24 protein-coding genes and 1 pseudogene are annotated in these 25,933 nt (G+C 69.7%); 13 read left to right on the top strand and 12 right to left on the bottom strand.

The window, feature by feature from the left end; all coding sequences use genetic code 11:
- Nucleotides 1–2: 2 nt before the first annotated feature.
- A complete protein-coding gene (locus ACFFII_RS14100) occupies nucleotides 3–1,328 on the bottom strand; it encodes a 4-aminobutyrate--2-oxoglutarate transaminase (protein ID WP_377699506.1) in 1,326 nt (441 codons plus the stop codon).
- Nucleotides 1,329–1,465: 137 nt separating this feature from the next.
- Between ACFFII_RS14100 and ACFFII_RS14095 the strand changes: the two genes are divergently transcribed.
- A complete protein-coding gene (locus ACFFII_RS14095; RefSeq protein ID WP_377699505.1) occupies nucleotides 1,466–2,191 on the top strand; it encodes a rhomboid family intramembrane serine protease in 726 nt (241 codons plus the stop codon).
- Here the strand turns inward: ACFFII_RS14095 and mnmC2 are convergent.
- The gene (gene mnmC2, locus ACFFII_RS14090) at nucleotides 2,188–2,838 is read right to left on the bottom strand and encodes a tRNA (5-methylaminomethyl-2-thiouridine)(34)-methyltransferase MnmC2 (protein WP_377699504.1); all 651 of its coding nucleotides are present in this window, start codon (nucleotides 2,836–2,838) and stop codon (nucleotides 2,188–2,190) included. The genes ACFFII_RS14095 and mnmC2 overlap by 4 nt on opposite strands.
- Before the next feature lie 46 nt (nucleotides 2,839–2,884).
- Between mnmC2 and ACFFII_RS14085 the strand changes: the two genes are divergently transcribed.
- Complete coding sequence (locus tag ACFFII_RS14085; RefSeq protein ID WP_377699503.1) at nucleotides 2,885–3,925, top strand: NAD(P)/FAD-dependent oxidoreductase; 1,041 nt, start codon at nucleotides 2,885–2,887, stop codon at nucleotides 3,923–3,925.
- 226 nt (nucleotides 3,926–4,151) lie between these two features.
- On the opposite strand, the gene ACFFII_RS14080 is transcribed toward ACFFII_RS14085, so the two are convergent.
- The 4 genes from ACFFII_RS14080 to ACFFII_RS14065 form a co-directional block, all read right to left on the bottom strand.
- Nucleotides 4,152–4,478, bottom strand: a complete 327-nt coding sequence (locus ACFFII_RS14080) for a DnaJ family domain-containing protein (RefSeq protein ID WP_377699502.1) — start codon at nucleotides 4,476–4,478, stop codon at nucleotides 4,152–4,154.
- A complete protein-coding gene (locus ACFFII_RS14075; protein WP_377699501.1) occupies nucleotides 4,475–7,534 on the bottom strand; it encodes a valine--tRNA ligase in 3,060 nt (1,019 codons plus the stop codon). Before ACFFII_RS14075 ends, ACFFII_RS14080 begins: the two co-directional genes overlap by 4 nt.
- A gap of 70 nt (nucleotides 7,535–7,604) precedes the next feature.
- Nucleotides 7,605–8,408, bottom strand: coding sequence for a VOC family protein (locus ACFFII_RS14070; protein WP_377699500.1), 804 nt, complete (start codon nucleotides 8,406–8,408; stop codon nucleotides 7,605–7,607).
- A gap of 11 nt (nucleotides 8,409–8,419) precedes the next feature.
- Nucleotides 8,420–9,148: a DUF1428 domain-containing protein gene (locus ACFFII_RS14065; protein ID WP_377699499.1), complete on the bottom strand. Its 729-nt coding sequence runs from the start codon at nucleotides 9,146–9,148 to the stop codon at nucleotides 8,420–8,422.
- Nucleotides 9,149–9,246: 98 nt separating this feature from the next.
- Here ACFFII_RS14065 and ACFFII_RS14060 point away from each other — a divergent pair, with 98 nt between their 5' ends.
- Nucleotides 9,247–9,891, top strand: a complete 645-nt coding sequence (locus tag ACFFII_RS14060; RefSeq protein WP_377699498.1) for a winged helix-turn-helix transcriptional regulator — start codon at nucleotides 9,247–9,249, stop codon at nucleotides 9,889–9,891.
- Between the two features lie 6 nt (nucleotides 9,892–9,897).
- On the opposite strand, the gene ACFFII_RS14055 is transcribed toward ACFFII_RS14060, so the two are convergent.
- Nucleotides 9,898–10,329 carry an Lrp/AsnC family transcriptional regulator gene (locus tag ACFFII_RS14055; RefSeq protein WP_090753804.1) on the bottom strand — a complete coding sequence of 144 codons (432 nt, stop codon included), beginning with the start codon at nucleotides 10,327–10,329 and terminating at the stop codon, nucleotides 9,898–9,900.
- A gap of 145 nt (nucleotides 10,330–10,474) precedes the next feature.
- On the opposite strand from ACFFII_RS14055, the gene ACFFII_RS14050 reads away from it, so the two are divergent.
- On the top strand, nucleotides 10,475–11,632 hold the full coding sequence (locus ACFFII_RS14050; protein ID WP_377699497.1) for a type III PLP-dependent enzyme: 1,158 nt from the start codon (nucleotides 10,475–10,477) through the stop codon (nucleotides 11,630–11,632).
- 44 nt (nucleotides 11,633–11,676) lie between these two features.
- Here ACFFII_RS14050 and metF read toward each other — a convergent pair whose 3' ends face one another.
- Nucleotides 11,677–12,534, bottom strand: a complete 858-nt coding sequence (gene metF, locus ACFFII_RS14045; protein WP_377699496.1) for a methylenetetrahydrofolate reductase [NAD(P)H] — start codon at nucleotides 12,532–12,534, stop codon at nucleotides 11,677–11,679.
- A gap of 82 nt (nucleotides 12,535–12,616) precedes the next feature.
- On the opposite strand from metF, the gene ACFFII_RS14040 reads away from it, so the two are divergent.
- The 4 genes from ACFFII_RS14040 (at nucleotide 12,617) to ACFFII_RS14025 (ending at nucleotide 15,975) form a co-directional block, all read left to right on the top strand.
- The gene (locus ACFFII_RS14040; RefSeq protein ID WP_377699559.1) at nucleotides 12,617–13,504 is read left to right on the top strand and encodes a LysR family transcriptional regulator; all 888 of its coding nucleotides are present in this window, start codon (nucleotides 12,617–12,619) and stop codon (nucleotides 13,502–13,504) included.
- Between the two features lie 61 nt (nucleotides 13,505–13,565).
- Nucleotides 13,566–14,030 (top strand): hypothetical protein, encoded by a 465-nt coding sequence (locus ACFFII_RS14035; protein ID WP_377699495.1) that lies wholly within the window; start codon nucleotides 13,566–13,568, stop codon nucleotides 14,028–14,030.
- A gap of 91 nt (nucleotides 14,031–14,121) precedes the next feature.
- The gene (locus tag ACFFII_RS14030) at nucleotides 14,122–14,913 is read left to right on the top strand and encodes an inositol monophosphatase family protein (RefSeq protein ID WP_377699494.1); all 792 of its coding nucleotides are present in this window, start codon (nucleotides 14,122–14,124) and stop codon (nucleotides 14,911–14,913) included.
- Nucleotides 14,914–15,021: 108 nt separating this feature from the next.
- Entirely contained in the window at nucleotides 15,022–15,975 is a 954-nt protein-coding gene (locus ACFFII_RS14025) for a DMT family transporter (RefSeq protein WP_377699493.1), read from the top strand.
- On the opposite strand, the gene ACFFII_RS14020 is transcribed toward ACFFII_RS14025, so the two are convergent.
- Nucleotides 15,923–18,370: a lytic transglycosylase domain-containing protein gene (locus ACFFII_RS14020; RefSeq protein WP_377699492.1), complete on the bottom strand. Its 2,448-nt coding sequence runs from the start codon at nucleotides 18,368–18,370 to the stop codon at nucleotides 15,923–15,925. The two genes, ACFFII_RS14025 and ACFFII_RS14020, sit on opposite strands and share 53 nt — an antisense overlap.
- Before the next feature lie 116 nt (nucleotides 18,371–18,486).
- Between ACFFII_RS14020 and dapA the strand changes: the two genes are divergently transcribed.
- On the top strand, nucleotides 18,487–19,362 hold the full coding sequence (dapA, locus tag ACFFII_RS14015) for a 4-hydroxy-tetrahydrodipicolinate synthase (protein WP_377699491.1): 876 nt from the start codon (nucleotides 18,487–18,489) through the stop codon (nucleotides 19,360–19,362).
- A gap of 70 nt (nucleotides 19,363–19,432) precedes the next feature.
- A pseudogene (locus ACFFII_RS14010) lies at nucleotides 19,433–19,591 on the top strand (DMT family transporter); the annotation flags it as partial.
- 185 nt (nucleotides 19,592–19,776) lie between these two features.
- Here the strand turns inward: ACFFII_RS14010 and ACFFII_RS14005 are convergent.
- From ACFFII_RS14005 to ACFFII_RS13995, 3 genes are all read right to left on the bottom strand, one after another.
- On the bottom strand, nucleotides 19,777–20,874 hold the full coding sequence (locus ACFFII_RS14005) for a pyridoxal phosphate-dependent aminotransferase (protein ID WP_377699490.1): 1,098 nt from the start codon (nucleotides 20,872–20,874) through the stop codon (nucleotides 19,777–19,779).
- Between the two features lie 45 nt (nucleotides 20,875–20,919).
- Nucleotides 20,920–22,677, bottom strand: a complete 1,758-nt coding sequence (locus ACFFII_RS14000; protein ID WP_377699489.1) for a thiamine pyrophosphate-binding protein — start codon at nucleotides 22,675–22,677, stop codon at nucleotides 20,920–20,922.
- Between the two features lie 73 nt (nucleotides 22,678–22,750).
- Complete coding sequence (locus ACFFII_RS13995) at nucleotides 22,751–23,221, bottom strand: ion channel (protein WP_377699488.1); 471 nt, start codon at nucleotides 23,219–23,221, stop codon at nucleotides 22,751–22,753.
- 65 nt (nucleotides 23,222–23,286) lie between these two features.
- Here ACFFII_RS13995 and smpB point away from each other — a divergent pair, with 65 nt between their 5' ends.
- The 3 genes from smpB to ACFFII_RS13980 all read left to right on the top strand — a co-directional run bounded on the left by smpB (nucleotide 23,287) and on the right by ACFFII_RS13980 (nucleotide 25,867).
- On the top strand, nucleotides 23,287–23,760 hold the full coding sequence (smpB, locus tag ACFFII_RS13990; RefSeq protein WP_090754035.1) for an SsrA-binding protein SmpB: 474 nt from the start codon (nucleotides 23,287–23,289) through the stop codon (nucleotides 23,758–23,760).
- Between the two features lie 67 nt (nucleotides 23,761–23,827).
- Complete coding sequence (gene sseA / locus ACFFII_RS13985; protein WP_377699487.1) at nucleotides 23,828–24,682, top strand: 3-mercaptopyruvate sulfurtransferase; 855 nt, start codon at nucleotides 23,828–23,830, stop codon at nucleotides 24,680–24,682.
- The gene (locus ACFFII_RS13980; RefSeq protein ID WP_377699486.1) at nucleotides 24,683–25,867 is read left to right on the top strand and encodes an amino acid aminotransferase; all 1,185 of its coding nucleotides are present in this window, start codon (nucleotides 24,683–24,685) and stop codon (nucleotides 25,865–25,867) included. It begins immediately after the preceding gene.
- The last annotated feature ends 66 nt before the right edge of the window (nucleotides 25,868–25,933 follow it).

Raw genomic sequence — 25,933 nt, 5'->3', positions numbered from 1 at the left:
TGTCAGGCTTCCTGCTTGCCGGGGGCGAGGTGCCCGTCCTTTTCCACGTCCCTGCGCGAGGATACGCGGGCCGCGCGGATCGAATCCTCGAGGATATCCAGCGCCTCCTCGAAGACGGCATCCGGCACCGTCAGCGGCGGCAGGAAGCGGATCACGTTGGCGTGAACCCCGCAGGTCAGCAGGATGAGGCCTCGGGCCAGCGCCTCCTCGCGGACGCGGTTGGTGAACTCGGGGCTGGGCCTGTCGCTGCCCGCCACGTTGAACTCGACCGCGTTCATCAGGCCGGGGCCGCGGATGTCCACGATCTCGGGCACGTCGTCGCGCAAGGAGGCCAAGCGCTGCTTGAGGCGTTGCCCCAGCCGCTCGGCGCGCTCGGCCAGGCCCTCCTCCTCGATGACGTCCAGCACGGCGTGCGCGGCAGCCACGCCCAGCGGGTTGCCGGCATAGGTGCCGCCCAGACCCCCGGGGTTCGGCGCGTCCATGATCTCGGCCCGGCCGGTCACGGCCGAGATCGGCAGTCCGCCGCCCAGGCCCTTGGCCATGCAGGTGATGTCGGCGGCGACTCCGTGCAGCTCCATCGCGAACAGCCGCCCCGTGCGGGCGAAGCCGGTCTGCACCTCGTCGGCGATCAGCAGCATCCCGTGGTCGTCGCACAGCTGGCGCAGCTTCTGCATGAAGCCCGAGGGGACGGGGTAGAAGCCGCCCTCGCCCTGCACGGGTTCCACGATGATCGCGGCCACGCGGGCGGGATCGACGTCGGCCTTGAAGAGCTTGTCCAAGGCCGCCAGCGCGTCCTGCTGGCTGGTTCCGTGCAGCTCGTTCGGGAAGGGCAGATGCCAGACGTCGGGCATCATCGCGCCGAAGCCCGCCTTGTAGGGCTGGACCTTGCCGGTCAGCGTCATGCCCATGAAGGTGCGGCCGTGGAAGGCGCCGGTGAAGGCAACAATGGCGCTGCGGCCGGTGGCGTAGCGGGCGATCTTGATGGCGTTTTCCACCGCCTCGGCGCCGGTGGTGGCGAAGATCGTCTTCTTGGGGAAGTCGCCGGGGACCAGCGCGTTCAGCCGCTCGGCCAGTGCGACGTAGTTCTCGTAGGGGACGACCTGATGGCAGGTGTGGGTGAAGCGGTCGAGCTGGTCCTTCACGGCCTGCACCACCTTCGGATGCCGGTGCCCGGTGTTCACGACCGCGATGCCGGCTGCGAAGTCGATGTAGCGGTTACCGTCCCTGTCCCAGATCTCGGCGTTCTCGGCGCGCTCGGCATAGATCTGCGTGGTCATCCCCACGCCGCGCGAGATGGCGGCGTTCTTGCGGTCGGTCATCGTGGTCATCGGCCTCTCCCTCGGCATCCGGCGCGCCCGGCGCCGACTGGCTTCATCTGTAGCCTGTGAACCGTCCTGCACAATGGGGTGTTTGGCTGTCAGGCCTGCGAAACCGGCCCCACATCCGACCCCTGAAAGGGCAGGCCATGTTCCCGATCCGAGACCACAACCCTTCCACGGGCACGCCCCATGTCACCCGCGTCCTGATCCTGCTGAACGTGGCGCTGTTCCTGCTGACGGCGCCTTGGGCGGGCGGCATGGTCGGGCTGTGGGAAAGGCTTGCGCTGTATCCCGTGGCGGTGGTGCATGGCGAACTGCTGTGGGGGTGGTTCACCCACATGTTCCTGCACGCGGGCCTGCTGCACCTCGGCGGCAACATGCTGTTCCTGTGGATCTTCGGGGACAACCTGGAGGACCAGATGGGCCATCTCGGCTTTCTGCTGTTCTACCTGGGCAGCGGGCTGGTCGCCGCCGGGGCGCAGGTCCTGGCCGAGCCTTACCTCGGCGTGCCCATGGTCGGCGCCTCGGGGGCGATCGCGGGCGTGATGGGGGGCTATCTGCTGATGTTCCCGCGCGCCAGGGTGGACGTGGTGGCGATCATCATCATCTTCATCAAGATGTTCACCATTCCCGCCTGGGTGATGCTGGCGGTCTGGTTCGCCGTCCAGCTCTTCTCGGGCTATGCGATGATCGGCGGGGACTCGGGCGTGGCCTACTGGGCCCATGCGGGCGGCTTCGTGGCGGGGATGGTGCTGGCCCTGCCGCTGTTCCTGCGGCGTGGAGGGCCGGCCTTCTGGCGCGTCACCCACGGCCAGCCGCCCCACCCGCCCGTGGAATATGCCCCGAGCCGCATTCCGCAGGTGCGCCGCTAGGGCTTGATCCCCCGGCTCATGTGGCGCTTGCCGGCAAAGCCGGGGGCACGCTCGACGGCGAAGCCCGCCGCCGCCAGCGCCCGGCGGACGTGGCCGGCGGCGGTATAGGTGGCGAAGCTGCCGCCCGGTGCGGTGTGGCGGCCGACCTCGGCCATCAGCGCGTCCGACCACAGTTCGGGGTTCTTCGCGGGCGAGAAGCCGTCGAGGAACCAGGCGTCCGCCCTCCCCTCCCATGTCGGCAGCGTCTCGCGGGCGTCGCCTGTAACGATCTCGGCGGTGACCTGGCCCACGCGGAAGCTGGGCGCATCCCAGCCCGCGCGCAACTCGGCCGCCAGCGCGGCGAGTTCGGGGAAGGCGGCATGGGCGCGGGCGAGTTCCTCCACCGTCATCGGGAAAGCCTCGAAGCTGGTGAAATGCACGGGCACGGTGGCAACCTGAGCCAGCGCAAGCAGGTTCAGCCCGGTGCCGAAACCCGTCTCGGCCACGTGAAAGCCGGGGCGCAGCCGCGCAGGAAGGTCGTTGCCTGCGAGAAAGACATGGCGCGTTTCCTCCAGCCCTCCGGCGAGGCTGAAATACGGGTCGTCGAAGCGCCGCGACACGGGGATCGCGCCGCGCCAGTCGAGCCCGCTCTGGTCGTCGTGGGTCATCGGCGCTAACTCCCTTCGGCGCGGCTCATGGGGAAAGGACGAGGCGATGGCAAGCAGGGTGACGGTGATCGGCGCCGGGATCTTCGGCCTGTCCTGCGCCTGGGAATGCCTGAAGCGCGGCACGCAGGTGCGGGTGATCGAGGCCGCTCGCATCGGCGCAGGCTCCAGCGGCGGGACGGTGGGGGCGCTGGCGCCACACGCGCCCGAGAACTGGAACGCCAAGAAGCAGATGCAACTCGACGCGCTCGTCGCCGCCGAAGGCTGGTGGGCCGAGATCGTTAAGGCCGGCGGCATCGACCCCGGCTATGCCCGCACCGGCCGCATCCAGCCCGTCGATCCCGCGACGCTGGACCGCCTCCGCGCCCGCATCGCGGCGGCGGCCGAGGTCTGGCCCGACCCTTTCCGCATGGAACTGACCGACGCGCCTGCCGGTCCGCTTCTGCCTGTCAGCGAAAGCGGGCTTTACCTCAACGACAACCTGACGGCCCGCCTTTCGCCGCGCCCCGCCGGTGCCGCGCTGGCGGCAGCGATCCGCGCACGTGGCGGCACCATCGAGGAAAACGCCGGTCCGCAGACGCCGGACACGCAGGAAGGCCCGGTGATCTGGGCCACCGGAGCCGCAGGACTCACGGCCCTTTCCTCTGACCTTGGACGCAGCATCGGGGGCGGGGTCAAGGGCCAGTCCGCCCTGCTGGCCCACGCTGCCCCGGATGCGCCGCAGGTCTTTGCCGAAGGGCTGCACATCGTGCCCCATGCCGATGGCACTGTGGCGATCGGCTCGACCGCGGAACGCGACTTCGACGATCCCACCGGCATCGACGCACAGATCGACGCCCTGATCGAGCGCGCCCGCACCCTCTGTCCCGCCCTGAGGGACGCCCCCGTGATCGACCGTTGGGCCGGGGTCCGCCCGCGCGCCGCCAGCCGCGCGCCCCTTCTGGGACCCTGGCCCGGCCGCCCCGGTCATTTCGTCGCCAACGGAGGCTTCAAGATCGGCTTCGGCATGGCCCCCGCGATCGCTGCCCTCATGGCCGACCTCGTCCTGCTCGAACAAGATGGCATCCCCGACGAGTTCCGCCTGAGATGAGGGATAACGGTGAGTGAAGACCACGCACTCTACGCTGACCCGAACGATCATAAAGGCGACGACGAAGGGTGCGCGCTCTGCACGCACCATCCGCCAAGGCGCGCTCCATGACGGAGCATGGAGCCCACGCACCCTGCGTTGCTGCAGAGAACCGCGCCCAGCGCCACGCTCAGGACTTCTTTCTGGCCCAAATACCCATCTTGGGGCGCAACCGCCGCCATACGCGTCAGCCGGCCGCGAAGCGCCGGCGCTGGTCGGCCGCCATGCCGCGTTTCAGTTCCAGCAGGGCGATCTGCTTCTGCAGGCGGGTGCGTTCGGCCTCGTCCTCGATCTGGTCCAGAACCGCGCGCTTGGCCTCGATGTCCTTGGCCATCTGCAGCTCGGGCGGCAAAAAGCCCGCGTCGGACATCATGCGGTACATGACATCCTCGGCCGTCTCGCGCAGGCGGTCCCGGTCCAAGGGCTTGCCCTCGCCCCGCAGCCCGCTCAACTGGCCCCGTGCTGCGGCCTCGTCGATGCGCCGCAGGGCGATGCGTTCAAACCAGTGTGTCAAAAAGTCCTCAGCTGCTCCAGCGCGGCGCGGGTGCGGGCGATGTCCTCGTCCAGATCGGCCAGCTTGCCGCGCGTTTCCTCGATGACCTCGGGGTCGGCGTTCTGGGCGAACTTGGGGTTCGACAGCCGCCCCCGCAAGCCCGAGGCGTCCTTCTCGACCTTGACCAATGCCTTCTCCAGCCGCGCCGTCTCGGCGCCCGCGTCGATCACGTCCCCGATGGGCAACGCGAAGGACGCGCCGGGCGCCGCGACCGCGATCATCCCGCGCCCCGCCGCGCCATCCACGGGCGCGTTCACCCGCGCCAGCCGCTCGACCAGCGGCGCATTGGCGGCCAGCGCCGCGCGGGCAGCCGCGTCGGCCTCGGTCACGACCAGGTCGAGCTTGGCGCCCGCTGGCACGCCCATCTGGGCGCGGGCGGAACGGATGCCCTCGATCAGGCCGATGACCCAGTTCATCTCGCGGTCGGCCTGCGCGTCGATCAGCTCGGCCCCGTAGGTCGGCCAGTCGCCATGCACCAGCATGGTCGAGCGGTTGCCGGTCAGGGCCCAGATCTCCTCGGTCACGAAGGGCATGATCGGGTGCAGCATGGTGATCGCCTGCTCGATCACCCAGCGCATCGTCTGACGGGTTTCCTCGGCATGTTCGCCGTCAAACAGGGGCTTGGCAAACTCGACATACCAGTCGCAGAGCTTGCCCCAGGTGAATGCATAAAGCCCCTGCGCCGCGTCGTTGAAGCGGTAGGCCGCCAGCGCCTCGTCCAGCGCCAGCCGCGCCCGCGCCGTTTCGCCCATGATCCAGCGGTTCACCGTGTGCCGGGGCGCGGGCTGACCGCTGGGCGCGTCGAAGACGCCGTTCATTTCGGCGAAGCGGGTGGCGTTCCAGATCTTGGTGACGAAGTTGCGGTTCGCCTCGACATGCTTCGGCCCGAGCTTGGGGTCGCGGCCCATCGCGGCCATGCTGGTCAGGGTGAAGCGCAGCGCGTCGGCGCCATAGGCGTCGATCAGTTCCAAGGGGTCGATGACATTGCCCTTGGACTTGGACATCTTCGCGCCCTTCTCGTCCCGGACAAGCCCGTGGACATAGACGGTGCGGAAGGGGACCTCGCCGACCACGGCCAGCTGCATCATCATCATCCGGGCCACCCAGAAGAAGATGATGTCGAAGCCCGTGATCAGCGTGTCGGTCGGGAAATAGCGGCGCAGTTCGGCGGTGTCCTCGGGCCAGCCCAGCGTGCCGATGGGCCACAGGCCCGAGGAGAACCAGGTGTCCAGCACGTCCGGGTCGCGCCAGACAGGATAGACGATCCGGGTCGGGTCGCCCGTCGTCTCGTATTCCGCAAGGCCCATGGCGAAAGCGTGTAGCGCGGCGTCGCGGTCCTCGACCTCGATCACCGAACCCGCCGCGATGGGCGCAGGCTGGGCCGCAAGCTCGTCGAAGAACTTCGCGCGGACCTCGTCGAAGCTGGCGGCGCAGTGCTGGATCTCGCCGGGGCGGACCAGCCGGTCGTCGTTCAGCAGGCGCAGCATTTCGACGGGGTCAAGCTCGCCGTCGCCCTGGTCGTCGCGGAAATCGGGCGCTTCCAGGTCGAGGCCGTACCACACCGGGATCTGGTGGCCCCACCAGAGCTGGCGCGAGATCGTCCAGGGCTCGATGTTTTCCAGCCAGTGGAAATACACCTTCTCGTGCTGCTCAGGGAGAATCTTCGTGCGGCCCGAGCGCACCGCGTCGATGGCGGGCTGCACGATCTTGGCCGTGTCCACGAACCACTGGTCGGTCAGCATCGGCTCGATCACCACGCCCGAGCGGTCGCCGAAGGGCTGCATGATCTTCTTGCGCTCGACATAAGGGTTGCCCTCGGCGTCGGTGACGGCCAGCCCCTCGGCGTTGATCGCCGCGACCACCCTCTCTCGGGCGTCATAGCGGTCGAGACCCCGTAGCTCCTCGGGGACGAGGTTCACCTGCGAGACATCGCCCACCTCCTCGCCCCGCGCCGCGGCCGTGGCGATGGCGGCGCTTTCGGCGTAGGACAGCCCGTCCTCGCGCATCCGCGCCTGACCGTCCATCAGCGCATACAGCGGGATGCCGTTCCGCTGCGCGACGCCATAGTCGTTGAAGTCATGCGCCCCGGTGATCTTGACCGCGCCACTTCCGAAGTCCGGGTCCGGGTATTCGTCGGTAATGATCGGGATCAGGCGGCGATGCTCCTTCGGTCCGACCGGGATCTCGCAGAGCTTGCCGACGATGGGCGCATAGCGCGCGTCATCCGGATGGACCGCCACCGCGCCGTCGCCCAGCATCGTCTCGGGCCGGGTCGTGGCGATCGAGATGTAGTCCCGCATCTCGCGCAGGGTCACGTTCCCATCGGCATCGCGTTCCACGTAGTCATAGGTCTCGCCGCCGGCCAGCGGATACTTGAAATGCCACATCTGGCCGTCGACCTCGCGGTTCTCGACCTCGAGGTCGGAGATCGCGGTCTCGAAGCGCGGGTCCCAGTTCACCAGCCGCTTGCCGCGGTAGATCAGGCCCTTCTCGTACATGTCCACGAAGACGCGGATCACCGCGTCGTGGAAGTTGCCGCCCTCGCCCTCGGGCGCGCCGGGGGCGCCCGACATGGTGAAGGCGTTGCGCGACCAGTCGAGGCTCGCGCCCAGGCGGCGCAACTGGCTGGTGATGGTGCCGCCGGATTCGCGCTTCCAGGCCCAGACCTTCTGCAGGAAGGCCTCGCGCCCGATCTCGCGCCGGCCAGGTTCCTGCGCGGCGGCCATCTGGCGTTCGACCACCATCTGGGTTGCGATGCCCGCGTGGTCCTGCCCCGGCTGCCACAGCGTGTCGTGCCCCTGCATCCGGTGCCAGCGGACCAGGATATCCTGCAGGGTGTTGTTCAGCGCGTGGCCGATGTGCAGGCTGCCGGTGACATTCGGCGGCGGGATCACCACCGAGAAGCTGGGCGCACCGGGCTTGGCGTTGGCGCCCGCGGCGAAGGCGTTGGCGCGGTCCCATTCGGCCGCGATGCGGGCCTCGGCTGCGGCGGCGTCGAAGGTCTTGTCCATGCTCATCGGTCGGTCCCCTTGCTTGGGGTCGGACTTACCGAAGCAAGGGCCACGGGCCAAGGGGCAAGCGGACGGGTCAGGCCGTATGCTCGCGCGGGCCGACAAGCGCGAACCACGCGCCCTGCGGATCGGTGCAGACCGCGATGAAGGCTCCGCCCGGCACCTCGACCGGACCATGGGAGACCGTGCCGCCCGCCGCCTTGACGCGGCTGATCGCGCCCACGATGCCGTTCGCGCCGAAGTACGGCAGCCAGACGGGCATGGGCGCGTTCCCCAGGCCCATCATCCCGCCGATGTCCGTCCCCTTGTGGCGGAACAGCTGGTAGGAGCCCATCGGCCCCATGTCCATCGCCTCGCCTTTGGTCCAGCCGAAAAGCCCCGCGTAGAAGGCGAAGCCCGCCTCGGGGTCGGTGGTCATGAGTTCGTGCCAGTTCCCGTGGCCGTCCTTGCGCTGGTCAAAGGCGCCTTCGCCGCGTTCCGCCTTGGCGACATCCTCGGCGCTCATGCCGCTCATGTCGGGCTCGAGGATGCCGAAGACCGCGCCCTGCGGGTCGGCCGCGATGGCGAAGCGGCCGGTGCCCGGGATGTCGGCCGGGCCGCGCATCACCCGGCCGCCCGCGCGGGTGATCTCTCCGGCGGTCCGGTCGCAGTCGTCGACGGCGAAGTAGATCAGCCAGTTCGGCGGCGGGGCGGATTCCTGCTCCGCCAGCGACATCATGCCCGCGACCATCTCGCCGCCCGAGCGCGCCAGCAGATAGGCAAAGTCCTTCATGCCCGCGTCCTCGATCTCCCATCCCAGCAGGGCGCCATAGAAGGCCTGCGCCGCGTTCAGGTCACCGGTCCCCAGCTCGTACCAGCAGGGATTGCCCTGATAGCTCATCCCCACTTCCCTCAAGCCCGGTCGCTGTCGAACAGCACCCCGAAGCCGCCCCAGATCATGCGCTTTCCGTCAAAGGGCATGTCGGGCATCGGCTGGCCGGCCATGGCAGCCTCCATCGCCCTTGCGGCGGCCTCGCAGGTGGCCCGGTCGGGCCAGGCGGTCCAGGAAAGGACAATGGCTTCGCCGTCCTGCGCGTCGGTGGCGCGATACATGTCGGTCTGCTGGCCGCGCGGCACGTCCTCGCCCCAGCATTCGAAGATTCCGGCGCAGCCGTTCGGCGCGAACATCGTCTCGTGCGCTTCGCGCGCGAGATCGGCATAGGCCTGCCGGTTCGCCTCGGGAACGGGGACCAGGAAGCCCTGGTACCAGCCCGCACCGCGGTCGGTGCCGGCCGTGAACAGCGGCGAGAAGCTGCCGAAGATCATGCGCCTGCCGTCGAATGGCACCTCGCCCAGCCGCTCGTGGAAGGATGGATCGCTCATCATCTTCTCGAAGCCGGCGTCGGCGGTGGCGCGATCGGGCCACTCGATCCACGAGAATACGGGCGTCTCGCCCTCCTGCGCCGCAACGGCGCGGAAGAAGTCGGTCTGCTTGCCGTGCGCCACATCCTCGCCCCAGGTCTCGACCATCCGTGTCGCCCCATGCTCGCGCATGAGCGGCCAGGCGCGGCGGGCGTGATCGACATAGGCCTGACGGTTGGCATCGGGCACGGGGGCAACCGAGCCGCTGTAATAGGTCATCGCATTTCCTCCCCAGATGAAGGAAGGCTGCCACATCGCTTGCAATTTGCAAGCATGAAGTCCTAAATCGAAACCTCACGAAAGGCATGTGGCGGAAAGTGGCTGAAAGGAAAACCTATGCCGAGGGCTGCCTGGCGGCCCATGCGCTGGACCTGATCGGGGATCGCTGGGCGCTTCTGGTCGTGCGGGAACTGATGCTGGGACCCAGGCGATTCGGCCTGATCCGCGCGGGCCTGCCCGGCATTGCCACCAACATGCTGGCCCGCCGGCTCGAGGATCTGGAAGCCGCCGGCATCGTGGTCCACCGCACCCTGCCCCCGCCCGCCCGCGTGCCGGTCTATGAGCTGACCAGCCACGGGCGCGCCCTGCGGCCGTTGCTGCTGGAGCTGTGCCGCTGGGGCGTCGGCGTGCCGGGCCATGATCCGCGCCTGCCGATCAGCCCGACATCGCTGATGCTGTCGATGGAGGCGATGATGCGGCCCGGACCCGGCAGCTTCACCGCAGGCTTCGACCTTGGGGCCGAATCCTTTGTCGTGACCGTTGAAGGCCCCAGGTTCGAGGCCCGGCCGGGCGAGGCAGCCCGGGCCGAGATGCGGTTTTCGGCCCCCCCAAACGACATGGCGGTGGCAATTTACGGATCCGCCCTGCTGGCGCAGGTGATCGCCAGCGGCCGGGTCAGCTTTACCGGAGACCCTAGCCGCGGACAGGCCTTCGTGGACCTGTTCCGGCTGGCCCGGCCATAAGCGCGGTCACAGGGCCCGGTCGAACTTGGTGGACAGGTGCACCAGGCTTTCGGACGACCGCACGCCTGTCAGATTGCCGATGCGGTCAAGCACCTCGTCCAGTTCGGACGTCGAAGCGCAGCCGAGTTGCAGCAGAAGATCGACCCGGCCGCTGGTCGAATGCACCTTCTCGACCGCCGGAATGGCCTTCAGCCGGCCCAGGATCGCCGCCTGGGCGCGTGGTTCGATCGTCAGAAGGCAGGTGGCGCGGATGCGCGTGACGCGCGCGGCCTCGCCCAGCCGCAGCGTGTAGCCCGCGATCGCGCCCGAGGTTTCCAGCCGTTCCAGCCGGGCCTGCACCGTGGACCGCGCGAGCTTCAGCCGCCGCGCGAGGACGGCGACCGACATGCGTGCATCCTGTCCGAGATGCGCGATGATGGCCCGGTCGGTGTCGTCCATTGTCCCCTCTTGTCGATGTGACGGCGTCGCCGGTCAGATTAACCGGCCAAGGGCGACGATCCATCCTTTTCATCGCGCCCAATGCACCCCATAGGGCGCCGTTCGCGTTGAGCGGCCGAACCCCCGGCCATGGAAAGGATTGCGCATGGGACTGACCGAAGGCCACCAGGCCAAGACCGTGTGGGAGAACCCAGCCGAGATCGTCCGCAGCCTCAAGCCCGAGAACCCGGTGATGGTCTTCGCGCCGACCGTGCTGCAGGACCGCGCCCGCGCCTTCCTGGCGGGCTTTCCGGGCCTTGTCACCTATGCCGTCAAGTCGAACCCCGACGAGGCGGTGATCCAGAACCTCGTGCAGGCAGGCATCCGCGGCTTCGACGTGGCCTCGCCGTTCGAGATCGACCTGATCGGCCGCCTCGCCCCCATGGCCGCGCGCCACTACCACAACCCGGTGCGAAGCCGCGCCGAGATCGCCCATGCGGTCGGCGCGGGCATCAAGGCCTGGTCGGTGGACAGCCGGACCGAATTGGACAAGCTCTTCGAGCAGGTGCCGCCCGAAGGGTGCGAGATCTCGCCCCGCTTCAAGCTGCCGGTGCTGGGCGCGGCCTATGACTTCGGGTCCAAGTTCGGCGCGACGCCGGAACTGGCGGCGGACCTGCTGCGGGCGGTCCAGGACCGGGGCTATACTGCCTCGCTGACCTTCCACCCGGGCACGCAATGCACCGATCCCCACGCGTGGGAGCAGTATATTCGCACCGCGGCCCAGATCGCCGACATGGCGGGCGTGCAGCCCAAGCGGCTGAACGTGGGCGGCGGCTTCCCGTCCTGGCGCGTCCACGGGGTCGAGCCCGACCTGGCCTCGATCTTCGAGCTGATCGGCCGCACCACGGCGGAAGCCTTCGGCGCGAACGCCCCGGAACTGGTCTGCGAGCCGGGCCGCGGGATCTGCGCCGATGCCTTCGCCATCATCACCCGCGTCAAGGCGGTCCGCGACGGACAGAGCGTCTTCCTGAACGACGGCGTCTATGGCGGCATGAACGAGCTGCCGGTGATCGGCAACCTCGACCGCATCGAGGTGCTGACGCCCGAGGGCCGCTTGCGTGGCGAGAACGGCCATGGCCGCGTGGTCTTCGGCCCCACCTGCGATTCGGTGGACCGCCTGCCGGGCGAGATTTCGCTGCCCGACAACATCCAGGAAGGCGATTACGTCGTCTTCCACGGCGCGGGCGCCTATTCGGTGGTGACCAACACCCGCTTCAACGGCTTCGGCGAACTGCGCCAGCTGACGGTGATGGGCTTCGACTGAGCCTTTCGCGGGCGTCACCCTTTCAAGGGGTGGCGCCCCGCCCTTCAGGCCACCTTTGCCCGCGCGGGCGCGATCCCCAGTCCCTCGCAGACCGCCAGCGTCATCTGCGGCCTGTTGACCGTGTAGAAATGCAGCCGGTCCATACCGCCCTCGATCAGCCGGCGGCACAGCGTCACCGCCATGTCCACGGCCAGCGCCCGCTCGCCCTCGGGGCCCGCCTTGGCGAAGGCCTCGTCCGCCCAGACGGGCACGCTCGCCCCGCAGCGGGCGGCGAACTTCTTCGCGCCCGACCAACTCTGGATCGGCAGGATGCCGGGGATGATCGGGGCCGAAACGCCCGCCCGTTCGCAGGCGTCGCGGAAGCGGAAAAACACATCCGCGTCGAAGAAGAACTGCGTGATCGCGCTGGACGCGCCCGCGTCCACCTTGCGCTTGAGCCAAGCCACGTCGGCGGCGGTATCGGGGCTGTCCGGATGCGGCTCGGGGTAGGCGCCGCAGCGGATCGTGAAACCGCCGCGCGCCGCAATGGCCTCGATCAGCTCGACCGAATCGGCGAAACCCTCGGCATGGGGCGCGAAGCGGTCGGCTCCCTGCGGCGGGTCGCCCCGCAGCGCCACGATCTCGCGCACGCCCGCCGCCGCATAGTCGTCCACGATCCGCATCGTTTCCTCGCGCGAGGCATCGACGCAGGTCAGGTGCGCCGCGACGTTCAGCCCGTAGTTCGAGGCCAGCGCCGTCACCGCCTCGTGCGTCAGCTGCCGCGTGGTGCCGCCCGCGCCATAGGTCACGGACACGAAGTCCGGCCCCAGCGGCGCCAGCGCATTCGCCGTTTCCCACAGCTTGAACGACTGGTCGAGGTTCCGGGGCGGGAAGAACTCGAAGCTGACAGAGGGCATGGTCATGGCGGGGTATCCTTTCACCCTTCTTGTGCCACGAGGCAGGCTGTGAGACAAATTCATCTTACACAAGTTCTACATGAATGCCATGCATCTTGAATTGCGTCACTTGCGGACGATTCGCGCGATCCACGACCAAGGTGGCCTCGCCCGCGCCGCCGAGGTGCTGAACATCACCCAGTCGGCGCTGTCGCATCAGGTCCGCGCGCTCGAGGATCAGGCGGGCACGTCCCTGTTCCTGCGCCAGACCAAGCCCATGCGCCTGTCGCCCGCGGGCCTGCGGCTGCTGGCGCTGGCACGGCAGGTGCTGCCGCTGGTCGAGGCCGCGGAGTCCGAGATGCGCGGCGTGACGCAGGGTCGGATCGGGCGGCTGCATATCGCGATGGAATGCCACGCCTGCTTCAACTGGCTGCTGCCGGCACTCGACGCCTTCCGCCATCTCTGGCCGCAGGTCGACATCGACGTGCGCGCGGGTCTGGCCTTCACCGCCCTGCCCGCGCTGATGCGGGGCGAGGCCGATCTCGTCGTCTCATCGGATCCCGAGGACTTGCCAAGCGTCGTGTTCGAACCGCTTTTCGACTATCACCCGCTGCTGGCCGTGCCTGCCGCGCATCCGCTGGCCGGGCGCGACTTCGTCGAACCCGCCGATCTCGCGACCGAAACGCTCATCACCTATCCGATGGACCGGGCGCGGCTGGATGTCTTCTCGCATTTCCTCGACCCTGCGGGCGTGCGTCCCGCCGGGGTGCGCGAGATCGAGCTGACCGACGTGATCCTGCTGCTGGTCGCCTCGGGGCGCGGGGTGTCGGTGCTGCCCGACTGGGTGCTGCAGCGCGAGGCGGACAACCCCGACCTCGTGACCCTGCCGCTGGGCCGCAGCGGCGTCACGCGCAGGCTTTACGCGGCGCTGCGCGAGGAGGACCGGAAGATGGGTTTCATGCAGGACATCCTGCGGCTTGCCCGCGAGGGGCGCTGAGGAACCGGAACCCGATCGCGGCGCGCGGGCGTTCCTGACCCGGACAATCAGGGAAAACCTCATGCTCGCCTCATTCCTCATGGGCCTTGTCGGGGGCCAGAGATCCATGACGCCGCTCGCCGCCGTGGCCGTTGCCGCCGCGCGGGACGGCCTGCCGCGCGGTTGCGCGGCGCCCGGTTTCCTGCGCGATCCGGCGATCGCCAGCGGCGCGGTCGCACTGGCCCTGGCGGAACTGGCGGGCGACAAGATGAAAAGCGCCCCCGACCGGATCGTGCCGGCGGGCCTTGCCGCGCGGCTGATCGTGGCGGGCTTCGCCGCCGGCGCGCTGGCCCCGCGCGGGCAGTTCTGGAAGGGCGCGGCGCTGGGCGGGCTGACGGCGGTCGCGGCATCCTACCCCGGCTGGCGCGCGCGCATGGCCGCGATGGAGGATCACGGCCAGACACCGACCGGGCTGGTCGAGGATGCGCTGGTCGTGACCGGCGCCGTCGCCATCCTTGCGGCCATGCGTCCCGACCGGGACGGCTGACGCTTCCCCCGCGTCACCCGCCTTCACTTTCGCCCCTGACCGGCCTAAAGGGGCCTGCCCCTCCCCCAAGCCCGTCCCGAAGGATCCCCCGATGCCCAGCGCCAACCTCAACGTGATGATCAAGGCCGCGCGCAAGGCGGGCCGCAGCCTCGTCAAGGACTTCCGCGAGGTCGAGAACCTGCAGGTTTCCTCGAAGGGCCCCGGCGACTTCGTCAGCCGCGCCGACCGCGAGGCCGAGCGGATCATCAAGGAGGAACTGCGCACCGCCCGTCCGAACTACGGCTGGCTGGGCGAGGAAACGGGGATGGAAGCGGGCGAGGACCCCACCCGGCGCTGGATCGTCGATCCGCTGGACGGCACCACCAACTTCCTGCACGGCCTGCCCCACTGGGCCGTCAGCATCGCGCTGGAGCACAAGGGCGAGATCGTGGCCTCGGTCGTCTTCGACGCGGCCAAGGACGAGATGTTCACCGCCGAGAAGGGCGACGGCGCCTTTGTCAACGACAAGCGCCTGCGCGTGTCGGGCCGTCGCGACATGAACAGCGCGATCTTCGCGACCGGCGTGCCCTTCGGCGCCAAGACGACGCTGCCCGCGACGCTGAAGGACCTCGCGCGGCTGATGCCCATCTGCGCAGGCGTGCGGCGCTGGGGCTCGGCGGCCCTCGACCTGGCCTATGTCGCGGCGGGCCGCTACGACGGCTACTGGGAACGCGGCATCCAGCCTTGGGACATCGCGGCGGGCATCCTGCTGGTGCGCGAGGCGGGCGGCTTCGTCGAGCCCCTGCGCGAGCACGAGGGCGCCATTGCCGATTCCAGCACGATCGTCTGCGCCAACCCGCAGCTGTTTGAAGGCTTCGCCGAGATCGTCCGCAGCCGCGACTGACGCCTTCCCGCACCCTGCACGGGATTTTCGGCGCAATCCGGCGGGCGGGCGCTTGACACTCGCCTCCCGGGGGTAAAGGCGCAGGGGTGATCCCTGCGCGGTGACCCCATGATTCATTCAAAGCCCGGCCCGGGCGCTTCGGCGCCGTCCCTTTCCTCGAACCTGCCACCGGGGCAGGCGGGCGACCGGCAGGGGCTGGCGATCCTCCTGATCTGCTTCGTCAGCATGGTCTTCGCGGTTCAGGACGCCGTTTCGCGCCACTTGGGCGCGGCCTATTCGCCCATCTTCGTGACCATGGTGCGCTACTGGTTCTTCGGGATCTTCGTCATCGCCATGGCGGCGCGGGGCCCGGGCGGCCTGCGGGCCGCGAGCCGCAGCCACCACCCGCTGCTGCAGATCATCCGCGGCCTGCTGCTGGTGTTCGAGATCGTCATCATGATCGTCGCCTTCGTGAAGCTGGGGCTGATCGGCACGCACGCGGTCTTTGCCGCCTATCCGCTGCTGGTCGTGGCGCTGTCCGGCCCGGTTCTGGGCGAGCGCATCGGCTGGCGGCGCTGGGTCGCGGTCGCGGCGGGCTTCGCGGGCATCCTCATCATCCTGCAACCGGGGGTGGGGGTCTTTTCCCCCTGGGCGATCCTGCCCCTGATCTCGGCGCTGATGTTCGCGATCTACGGGCTGCTGACGCGCATGGTCTCGGCCAGGGACAGCGCCGAGGTCAGCTTCTTCTGGACCGGCATCGCCGGGGTCGCGGGCATCACCGTTGTCGGCCTGTGGCACATGGAGCCGATCGCCCGCGCCGACTGGCCCTGGATGGCCGCGCTCTGCGTGACGGGCACGCTGGGGCATTACCTGCTGATCCGCGCCTACTCGCTGGCCGAGGCCTCGAGCCTGCAGCCATTCTCCTACCTGCAGCTCGTCTGGGTCAGCGTGATCGGCGTCCTGATGCTGGACGAGCGGCTGGCCCCCAACGTGGCCGTCGGCATGGCCATCGTCGTGGGCGCCGGGCTGTTCACCTGGTGGCGGTCGGTGCAGAAGGCGCGGACAGCGTCACCGCCCCGCTGACCATCCCCGCAGGCCAGGCAAAGGCCGAAACAGGCTCGGGGGCGGATGCCGGAAGAGGCTCGGCTGCCGGGGCAGAGGAGACCTCGGCCGCGGGAACAGGACCGGGCGAAGGATCGGCGGGACCGGGACCCGCCGGTGGCGCGGCACCTGACGCGGCACTTGGCAGGGGGGCCGCGGGACGGGGCTGCGGCGCGGGCGCAAGGCCGACCCTGGGAGGATCGAGGCTCTGCGCCACCGCGGCGATCTGCGCCTCGGGACGGGGCGCCTCGTCGGTCGCCCCGGACAGTGCCTCGGCCACCGCTGCAACCCCCTGCGCGGCCGCCCCCGGGTCCGTGGCCATCGCCAGGCGCAGCGCGTGGTTTGCGGCCTCGGCCACCCAGGCGGGCGGCGCGGGCGGGCGGGCCGACAGGGCCAGCATCAGCGGCCCTTCAGCCCGCTGGGGCTTCGAGACACCGCCCCGCAGGTCCCAGCTCGGCACGAAGGGCACGGTGTGACCCGCGATGCGGGCGCGGTAGATGGGCAGCGCCTCGGCCACGCGCATGACGTAGTTGCGGGTTTCGTCAAAGGGGATCATCTCGACCCAGTCCACGGGATCGACACCCTCGTCCCGCAGGTCGCCGAAGTCCCGCAGCCAGCGCGCGGACCGCCCCGGCCCGGCGTTGTAGCCCGCCGCCACCAGCGCGACCGAGTTGCCGAAGCGGTTGCGCAGCCCCTCCAGATAGGCCGCGCCCAGCCGGGCGTTGTAGCCCCCGTCCCGCGTCAGGCGCGCGAGTTCAAAGGCCTCGCCGACGACGCCCGCCATCTGCCGCGCAGTGTCGGGCATCACCTGCATCAGCCCGCGCGCGCCGACCGGGGACTGGACGGTGTGGTTGAACTCGCTTTCCTGCCGGGCGATCGCCATGACCAGCTCGGGCGGCAGGCCGAAGCTGCCCTCCTCCAGCCCCGTCAGGGGGTAATGCAGCGCCGGATAGACGGCCCCCTTCGCGGCCGCAGCCTTGGACAGCCGCAGCGCGTCCCAGGGGCGGCGCAGTTCCAGCATCACGCGGCCCAAGCGGGCGATGTCGGCGGGGGCGGCGGTCTGCGCGAGATGCAGGAAGAACCGCTGCGCCTGCGCGGGCTCTCCGGCCGCGATCAGCCACAGCCCGGCCTGGAACAGGCGGTTCCCCGACAAGGCCGAGTTGCGCCAGTCGGGCAGGGTCTCGACCGCCGGTCCGGTCACTGCCAGTATGGGCTGCATCGGCGCGCCGATCCGTTCGGCGGCCAGCTGGCCGTAATAGGCGGTCTGGTGCGCGGCGGCCTGTTCATAAGCGGCCCGGGCTGTGGCCTGGTCATCCAGCGCCTCGGCCGCGCGGCCCTGCCAGTAATGGGTGCGGGCGACGGTGATCCCGTTGTAATCCGCCACGGGAAGGCGGGCGAAATGCGCGGCCGCCCGGTCCGGGGCGCCTGCGCGCAACGCGGCGTAACCGGCGATCCAGTCCAGATCGACGGCGGCACTGTCGCCCTGGGGCAGGAAGTGGCTGGCGGCAAAGCGTTCCGCCAGCGCCCAGTCGCCCTTGCGCAGCGCCTCGCGCGCATAGTCGCGGCGTAGGCTCGCCCAGGCGGCAGGATCGCGCAGGGCCTCGGCCCCCGTCGAGCGTTCCAGCATCAGCTGCCGCGCCAGATCCCCCTGCCTCGCCGCCACCCGCCAGCGGAAGCGGTCGAGCGCAAGGCCTGCGTCGTTCCTCAGGTCGTCGGGCAGCGCAAGGATCAGGGAATCCACGCCCGGACGGCGCGCCTGCACGGCGATGCGGGCGCGGGCAAGGTCGGCCAAGGGGCCGGTCACGCGCGGCAGCATCCGTTCGGCCGCCGCCCATTCGCCCGCGTCCAGCAGCGCCTGCAGCCGGGCGGGGTGATGGTCCGCGACCGCCGCGCCATGGGCGGCCAGGAAGTCCGTCTCGCCTGCCGCGTCCAGCGCGGCGTCGTGGGTCCAGAAGCGGGCAGCGGCCTCGGCCCGCTTGTCCTCGGGCTGGGCCGCGATCCAGGCAGTCGCGCCGTTCAGGGTTTCCGGAAGGCGGTCTCCGAACCAGGCGAGCACTTCGCTCGCGGGCAGGTCGGGACGCAGAAACGCTTCTCCGCGCCGGAACAGAAGCTCCATCCCCGGCCAGTCGGGATTGCGCGCGGCAAAGTCGCGATAGTCGGGCCATGTCCCCTGCCCTGCGCGCAGGCGCTGCCACAGGACGAGGTCGGTGGCGATGGGCCCCGACCGGCGGGCGGCCGTCTCGGCCCCCGTCCAGTCCTTTGCGCCCGCCGCCGCAAGCGCCCGGCGGATCGCCCCCGCATCCTCGGCCAGCGCGGGCGGAACAAGGCAGGCCGTCGCCAGCGCCAGGGCGGCCAGTCGGGGGATCAAGCGGTTCATGCGCGACAATCTGGGGGCGGCAGGCCGCCGGGGCAACTCACAAGCGCGGCAGGCGCGCTTGGCAACCCACGTGCCCGGTTGTATGCCGCACGCGAAACAATCGTCAGGATCGTGTCATGTTCCAAGGGTCCCTGCCCGCGCTCGTCACCCCGCTGACCGGAGAGGGCAAGATCGACTGGCCCGCGCTCGAGCGGCTGGTCGAGTGGCAGATCGAACAGGGCAGCAACGGCCTGGTGCCCGTTGGCACCACCGGCGAAAGCCCGACGCTGAGCCATGACGAGCATCGCCAGGTGGTCGAGGCCGTCGTCCGCCATGCCGCCGGAAGGGTGCCGGTGATCGCGGGCGCAGGCTCGAACAACACGCACGAGGCGATCGATCTGGCGAGCCACGCCTGCCAGGTCGGCGCGGACGGGCTGCTGGTGGTGACGCCCTATTACAACAAGCCCACGCAGGCGGGGCTGATCGCGCATTTCACCGCCGTCCATGACGCGACCGACAAGCCGATCATCATCTACAACATCCCCGGCCGGTCGGTCGTGGACATGACGCCCGAGACGATGGGTGAATTGGCGAAGCTGCCGCGCATCGTGGGTGTCAAGGACGCGACCGGCAAGCTTGAGCGGGTGTCCTGCCAGCGCATCACCTGCGGCCCCGACTTCCTGCAGCTGTCGGGCGAGGATGCAACGGCGCATGGCTTCAACGCCCAAGGGGGGCGGGGCTGCATCTCGGTCACGGCGAACGTCGCGCCCGCTCTTTGCGCGCAGATGCAGGCGGCCTGCCTGGCGGGCGACTATGCCGAGGCGCTGCGGCTGCAGGATCTGCTGATGCCCCTGCATATCGCGATCTTCATCGAGCCGGGCCTCGTGGGCGCCAAATACGCCCTGTCGCGGCTGGGCATGTGCGAGGAGACCGTGCGGCTGCCGCTGACGCCGCTGACTGCCGGAACCCGCACCCGCATCGACGCCGCAATGGCCCACGCCGGGCTGATCTGAGACCAGCGCCGCGGCCTATGCCGCCCTGACCGCCGCCATTGTCCTCGAGGTGATCGGCACCTCGAGGCTGATGCTGTCGCAGCAGTTCACGCGGTTCTGGCCAACGGTGGGGGTGGGCGCGTCCTGCCTCCTGTCCTTCTACTTCCTGTCTCGGTCGCTGACCTACCTGCCGCTGCGCGTCGCCCATGCGCTGTGGAGCGGGCTGGGAACCATCCTGACGCTGGGGATCGGCATCCTCGTCTTCCGGCAAGTGCCGGATCTGCCCGTAGTGGTCGGCATCGCGCTGATCCTGGCGGCGTCGTGGTCATCAACGGCTTCTCGCAGACCACTGGGCATTGGGGACGGAACGGTGCGCGCCGAGCACGCACCCTACGACGCCGGATCGTTCCGCGGTGCGTGCTTGGCACGCACCGCTCACTCCCGCGCCTGGGCCAGCGCTTTCGGCAGCGCCTCGGCGAAGGCATCCAGTTCGTCCTTCGGCCCGCAGCTGACGCGGATGCAGCGGTTCTGGGGCGCAACCCAGGGCATCCGCGCGAAGATCCCCTGCTCGCCCAAGGCCGCCAGCACCGCGCGGGCGAAGTCGCCGTCGCGGCCGCAGTCGATGGCGACGAAGTTCGTGGCCGAGGGCAGCGCCGCAAGGCCGTTCTCGCGGGCGATGGCGGCGATGCGCTCGCGCGCCTCGGCAACGCGGGCAACGGTTTCGGCCAGATGCGCGCCATCGCCCAGTGCGGCCAGCGCCCCCGCCTGCGCGATGCTGTTCACGCCGAAATGGTTGCGAACCCGGTCAAAGGCGCGGATCACCTGCGGCGCGCCAATGGCATAGCCGATGCGGGCGCCCGCCATCCCGTAGGCCTTGGAAAAGGTCCGCATCCGCAGCACCTGCGGGTCTGCCGGGTCGATGCGCGGCAGGGCGGGGGCGAACTCGGCATAGGCCTCGTCGAGGATCAGCAGGATGTCTTCGGGCAGCGCCGCGACGGCGGCCTCGATCGCGGCGGGCGGATGCCAGCCGCCCATCGGGTTGTCGGGGTTGCAGAGATAAACCATCCGCGCGCCGGTCTCGGCGGCCTTGGCCACCAGCGCGGCCGGATCCTGGCGGTCGTCGCGGTAGGGGACGCGGACCAGTTCGCCCCCGAAGCCCGTGACGTGGAAGTCGAAGGTCGGGTAGCCGCCCGCCGAGGTCACGACGGCGTCGTCCGGTGCAATCATCAGCCGAACGGCCAGGCCCAGCAGCCCGTCGATCCCCTCACCCACGACGATGTTCCCGGCCTCGCAGCCGCAATGGGCAGCAAGAGCGGCCTTCAGGTCGTGGTTCGTGGGGTCGCCGTATTTCCAGACCTCGGCGGCGGCCTTCCGCATCGCCTCGATGGCCAGCGGCGAAGGGCCGAACCCGTTCTCGTTGGCGCCAAGACGGGCGCGGAAAGGTGCGCCGCGCTGGCGTTCCAGCGTTTCCGGCCCGACGAAGGGGACGGCATCGGGCAGGCTGGCGGGAAGGGGCGCGAGGGTCGGTGTCATGCGCGGATCAGAAGCGCAAATCCGCCGCCCTCGCAAGGGCCCGGTTCAGCGACCGAAGAGACGGCCAAAAAGGCCCCGCGGCGGCTCGGGCGCAGGCACAGGGGCCAGGACCGGGGCGGGCGCAGGTTTCTGCTCGGGCGCGGCCCTGGCGCGCAGGGCGGCTTCACCTGCCGCGCGCACCTCGGCCAGCGTCGCCCCCGCGGTCAGCGCCTCGGGATCAAGCCGCAGTTCGATCACGGCCAGCGTGCCTGCCGCCTGCGCGCGGTGGAAGGCGGCGGCGAAGTCCTCGTCGCGCTCGACCAACTCGCCATGCCCGCCGTAGGCGCGGGCCAGCGCGGCGAAGTCGGGATTGAACAGGTCGGTGCCCGAGACGCGGCCGGGATAGTGCTTCTCCTGATGCATTCGGATCGTGCCGTAGCGGCCGTTGTTCGCCACGATCACGATCACCGCCGCGCCTTCCTGCGCCGCCGTGGACAGTTCGTTCACCGTCATCTGGAGGTCGCCGTCGCCCGCCACGCAGACGACTGTCCGTTCCGGGTGCCGGATCTTGGCCGCCACGGCCGCCGGAAGCCCGTAGCCCATCGACCCCGAGGTCGGCGCAAGCTGCGTGCCCACCCGCTTGAACTGGTGATAGCGGTGGATGAAGGTCGCGAAGTTGCCCGCGCCGTTGGTGAGGATGGCGTCCTCGGGCAGGTTGTCCGAAAGCCAGGTCATCACCCGCTCCATCTTCACCGCGCCGGGGGTCTCCTTCGGCTGGCGCCACGCCTCATAATTCGCCCGCAGGCGGGCGGTCCAGTCGGACCACTGGCGCGGCGCCGGGGCCTCGGCCAGCGCTGCCAGCGCGGCGCGCGGGCAGGCGGCGATGCCGGGATCGGCGCGCCACAGGTGCCCGATCTCGTCGGGGTCAGGATAAACGTGGATGATCCGGCGGCCCTGCGCGGCCGGGCTCATCAGGTCATAGCCGTTCGTCAGCGTGTCCCCCAGCCGCGAGCCGAGCGACAGGAGGCAGTCGGCCTCCCGCAGCGCCTCGCCCAGCTTCGGGTTCATGCCGACGCCAAGGTCGCCCACGTAGTTCGGCAGCCGGTTGTCGAACAGGTGCTGGCGGCGGAAGGGCACCGCGACCGGCAGGCCCCAGTTCTCCGCGAAACGCGCGAGCCGGTCGGCGTCCTCCTGCGTCCAGACCGAGCCGCCGGGGATCACCAGGGGCCGCTCGGCCCCGGCCAGCGCCCCTTTGATCGCGTCCAGCTGCGCCTGCGAGATGCCGGAAACCGGGCGCGGCGCGGGCGTCAGATCGGGGGCATGGGATTCGGCCGACAGCATGTCCTCGGGCAGTGCCAGCACCACCGGGCCGGGACGGCCGGACATGGCGAGGTCGAAGGCGCGAGCGACATATTCGGGGATGCGGTCGGTCCCGTCGATCTCGGCCGCCCATTTGGCGAGGCCGCCGAACATCTGGCGGTAATCGACCTCCTGGAAGGCTTCGCGGTCGCGGTCGGACCGCGCGATCTGCCCGACAAAGAGGATCATCGGGGTCGAGTCCTGTTTCGCCACGTGCACCCCGGCGCTGGCGTTGGTGGCGCCGGGTCCGCGCGTGACAAAGCAGATGCCGGGCCGCCCGGTCATCTTCCCCCAGGCCTCGGCCATCATGGCGGCCCCGCCTTCCTGGCGGCAGACGGTGTTGGGAATCCCTGCATCGTAAAGCCCGTCCAGCGCGGCAAGGAAGCTTTCGCCGGGCACCGAGAAGACCCGCTCGACCCCCTGCGCCTTCAGCGCCTCCGCCAGTATCCGTCCGCCGTGCCGCATCTCGCCTCTCCTGCCGTTCAACCGCGCGGGCGGCACCTTGTGCCAGCGCGCGCAGGGCGGCAAGCCCTTGGCGTCACACCTCTTCGTGCCCGGCGCGATGCCCCTGCCGGGACGACCGGCTGCGCGACTGCCGGATTCGCAGGTCGCGCACGCCTTCCATCAGCACCGCCGTCATCAGGCCGAAGTTCAGCAGCCCGTTCGCCGCCGCCATGCCGGCCAGGATGCGCCAGCGCGGCGGCGCCAGAACGTCGCCGAAGCCCAGCGTGGTGAAGGTTTCCAGCGCGAAATAGACCGCCAGTTCCCAAGTCGGGAAGACCGACAGCGCCCTGAAGGCCGAGGCCCACAGCCAGACGCAGACCCCCATCAACCCCAAGGCCCACAAGCTCGCCGCCATGACCATGATGAACATCTTGGGCCAGTGGGGTTCGCGCAGCAGCCAGCCATGCACGCGCCACAGCACGATCTCGACCAGATACAGGCTCAGCGAACCCGCGACGATGGTCGTCAGGATGAGGACGGACCCGAGCGCGATCTGGAACAGCATCGACTCCCCCCATTGCCCGGCGGCGCCTTTACTTGCCCGCCCGCGCCCCTTATCTCACGCCGATCATGGCCCAGGCAAAGACCGATCCGAACTACAAGGTGATCGCCGAGAACCGGCGCGCGCGCTTCGATTATTTCATCGAAAGCGACATCGAGGTCGGCATCGTCCTGACCGGCTCCGAGGTGAAGGCGCTGCGCACCGGCCAGTCCAACATCGCCGAAAGCTACGCCAGCGTGGAAAACGGCGAGTTGTGGCTGATCAACGGCTACATCTCGGCCTACAAGCAGGCGGGCGTCTTCGGGCACGAGGAACGCCGCCACCGCAAGCTGCTGGTCAGCCGCAAGGAACTGTCGCGGCTGTGGCAGGCCGTGGGCCGCGAAGGCATGACGCTGGTGCCGCTGGTGATGTATTTCAACCATCGGGGCGTGGTGAAGCTGAAGCTGGGCGTCGCCAAGGGCAAGAAGAACCACGACAAGCGTGCCACCGAGGCCAAGCGCGACTGGGGTCGCGAAAAGCAGCGCCTTCTCAAGCAGGGCTGAGGGTCCGTTGCAGCGCCCGCGCGGGGGCGCTAAGGCTGGGCCCGCAGAAAGGCGCGAGGGGGTGGCCATGACCGACGATCCGAAGACGCTGGTGTCGACCGAGTGGCTCGCCGCGCATCTGGACGACCCCGACCTGCGCATCGTCGACGCAAGCTGGCACATGCCCGCGGCCGGCCGCGACGCCCGCACCGAATACGAGGCCGCCCATATCCCCGGCGCGCGCTTCTTCGACATCGACGCCATCGCCGACAGCCGCAGCCCCCTGCCCCACATGGCGCCCCCGCCCGAGCTGTTCATCAGCCGCCTGCGCGCCATGGGCATCGGCGACGGGCACCAGGTCGTGGTCTATGACAACTCGGACACCCATTCGGCGGCCCGCGTCTGGTGGACCTTCCGCCTGATGGGCAAGACCGACGTCGCGATGCTGGACGGGGGCTTCGCCAAATGGCAGGCCGAGGGACGGCCCGTGGAGGACATGCCGCCCATCACCCGCGACCGCCACATGACCGTGCAGCGGCAGGCGGCGCTGGTCCGCGACGTGACGCAGGTGGCGGCCGCCGCCAAGCTGGGCGACCACCAGATCGTCGATGCCCGCAGCGCCGCGCGCTTCCGCGGCGACGAACCCGAGCCGCGGCCCGGCCTGCGCGCGGGCCACATCCCCGGCGCGCGGAACGTCCCCGTGGGCCGGCTCTACAACCCCGACGGCACGATGAAGCCTGTGGACGAATTGCGCGCCGCCTTTGAATCCGCGGGCGTGGACCTGTCGCGCCCCGTCATCACCACTTGCGGCTCGGGCATCACGGCGGCCAGCCTCGCGCTGGCGCTGGAACGCCTGGGCAAGCGCGACTGGTCCCTTTACGACGGCAGCTGGACCGAATGGGGCAGCTACCCCGACCTCAAGATCGCAACCGGAGACGCCTGAATGTTCGGCAACCTGCAGCCCCAAGCCCCCGACAAGATCCTTGCCCTGATGGGCGAGTTCCGCGCCGACACGCGGCAGGGCAAGATCGACCTGGGGGTCGGGGTCTACAAGGACCCGACCGGGCTGACCCCGGTGATGCGCGCCGTCAAGGAAGCCGAGCGCCGCATCTGGGAAACCGAGACGACCAAGGCCTATACCGCGCTGGCGGGCGAGCCCGCCTATCTGCAGGCGCTGTCCTCGATGGTGCTGGCCGACGCGCGGGACGACGCGCGCACGGCGATGCTGTCCACCGTCGGCGGCACCGGCGCGATCCGGCAGGCCCTCGAGATGGCGCGGATGGGCAACCCCGACCTGACCATCCATGTGTCGGACCCGACCTGGCCGAACCACCTGTCCATCCTGAAGTTCGTGGGCATTCCCTTTGTCGAATACCGCTATTTCGACGCCGGGACGCGTGGCGTGGATTTCGAGGGGATGAAGGCCGACATCGCGCGGGCAAAGAAGGGCGACCTCGTCCTGCTGCACGGCTGCTGCCACAACCCCACCGGCGCGAACCTGACGCTGGACCAGTGGGCCGAGATCGTGGCGATCCTCGACAAGACCGGCGCGGTGCCGCTGGTGGACCTGGCCTACCAAGGCTTCGGCGACGGGCTGGAGGAGGACGCGGCGGGGACGCGGCTGGTCCTGCGCTCGCTGCCCGACGCGCTGGTCGCGGCCTCCTGTTCCAAGAACTTCGGCATCTACCGCGAGCGCACGGGCCTGCTGATGGTGCAGGTGGCGGATGCGGCCCAGAAGGACCTGGCGCAGGGCGCCTTGGCCTTCCTCGGTCGCCAGAACTACAGCTTCCCGCCCGACCACGGCGCCCGCATCGTGCAGACGATCCTCGACGACGAGGATCTGGCCGCCGACTGGAAGGCCGAGCTTGAAGAGGTGCGGCTGGGGATGCTGGGCCTGCGCCAGCAGCTTGCGGAGGAACTGCGCAACCTGACCGGCAGCGACCGCTTCGACTTCATCGAGCGGCACCGGGGCATGTTCTCGCGCCTGGGCGCGACGCCCCAGCAGGTGCAGAAGATCAAGGAAGACAACGCCATCTACATGGTCGGCGATTCGCGGCTGAACATCGCCGGGCTGAACCGAGACAGCGTGCCCATCCTGGCCCGCGCCATTGTCGAGGCAGGGGTCTGAGGATCATCGCCGTGGGGGCCATCCGGCCCCCGCCGCTTGCAGACATGAAAAAGCCGGGGTCCGCAC

The sequence above is a fragment of the Paracoccus niistensis genome, from assembly GCF_042432925.1.
GTDB classification, from domain to species: Bacteria; Pseudomonadota; Alphaproteobacteria; order Rhodobacterales; family Rhodobacteraceae; genus Paracoccus; species Paracoccus niistensis.
The sequence above is the reverse complement of the archived record's forward strand: the minus strand, read 5'-3'. Positions and strand labels throughout refer to the sequence as shown.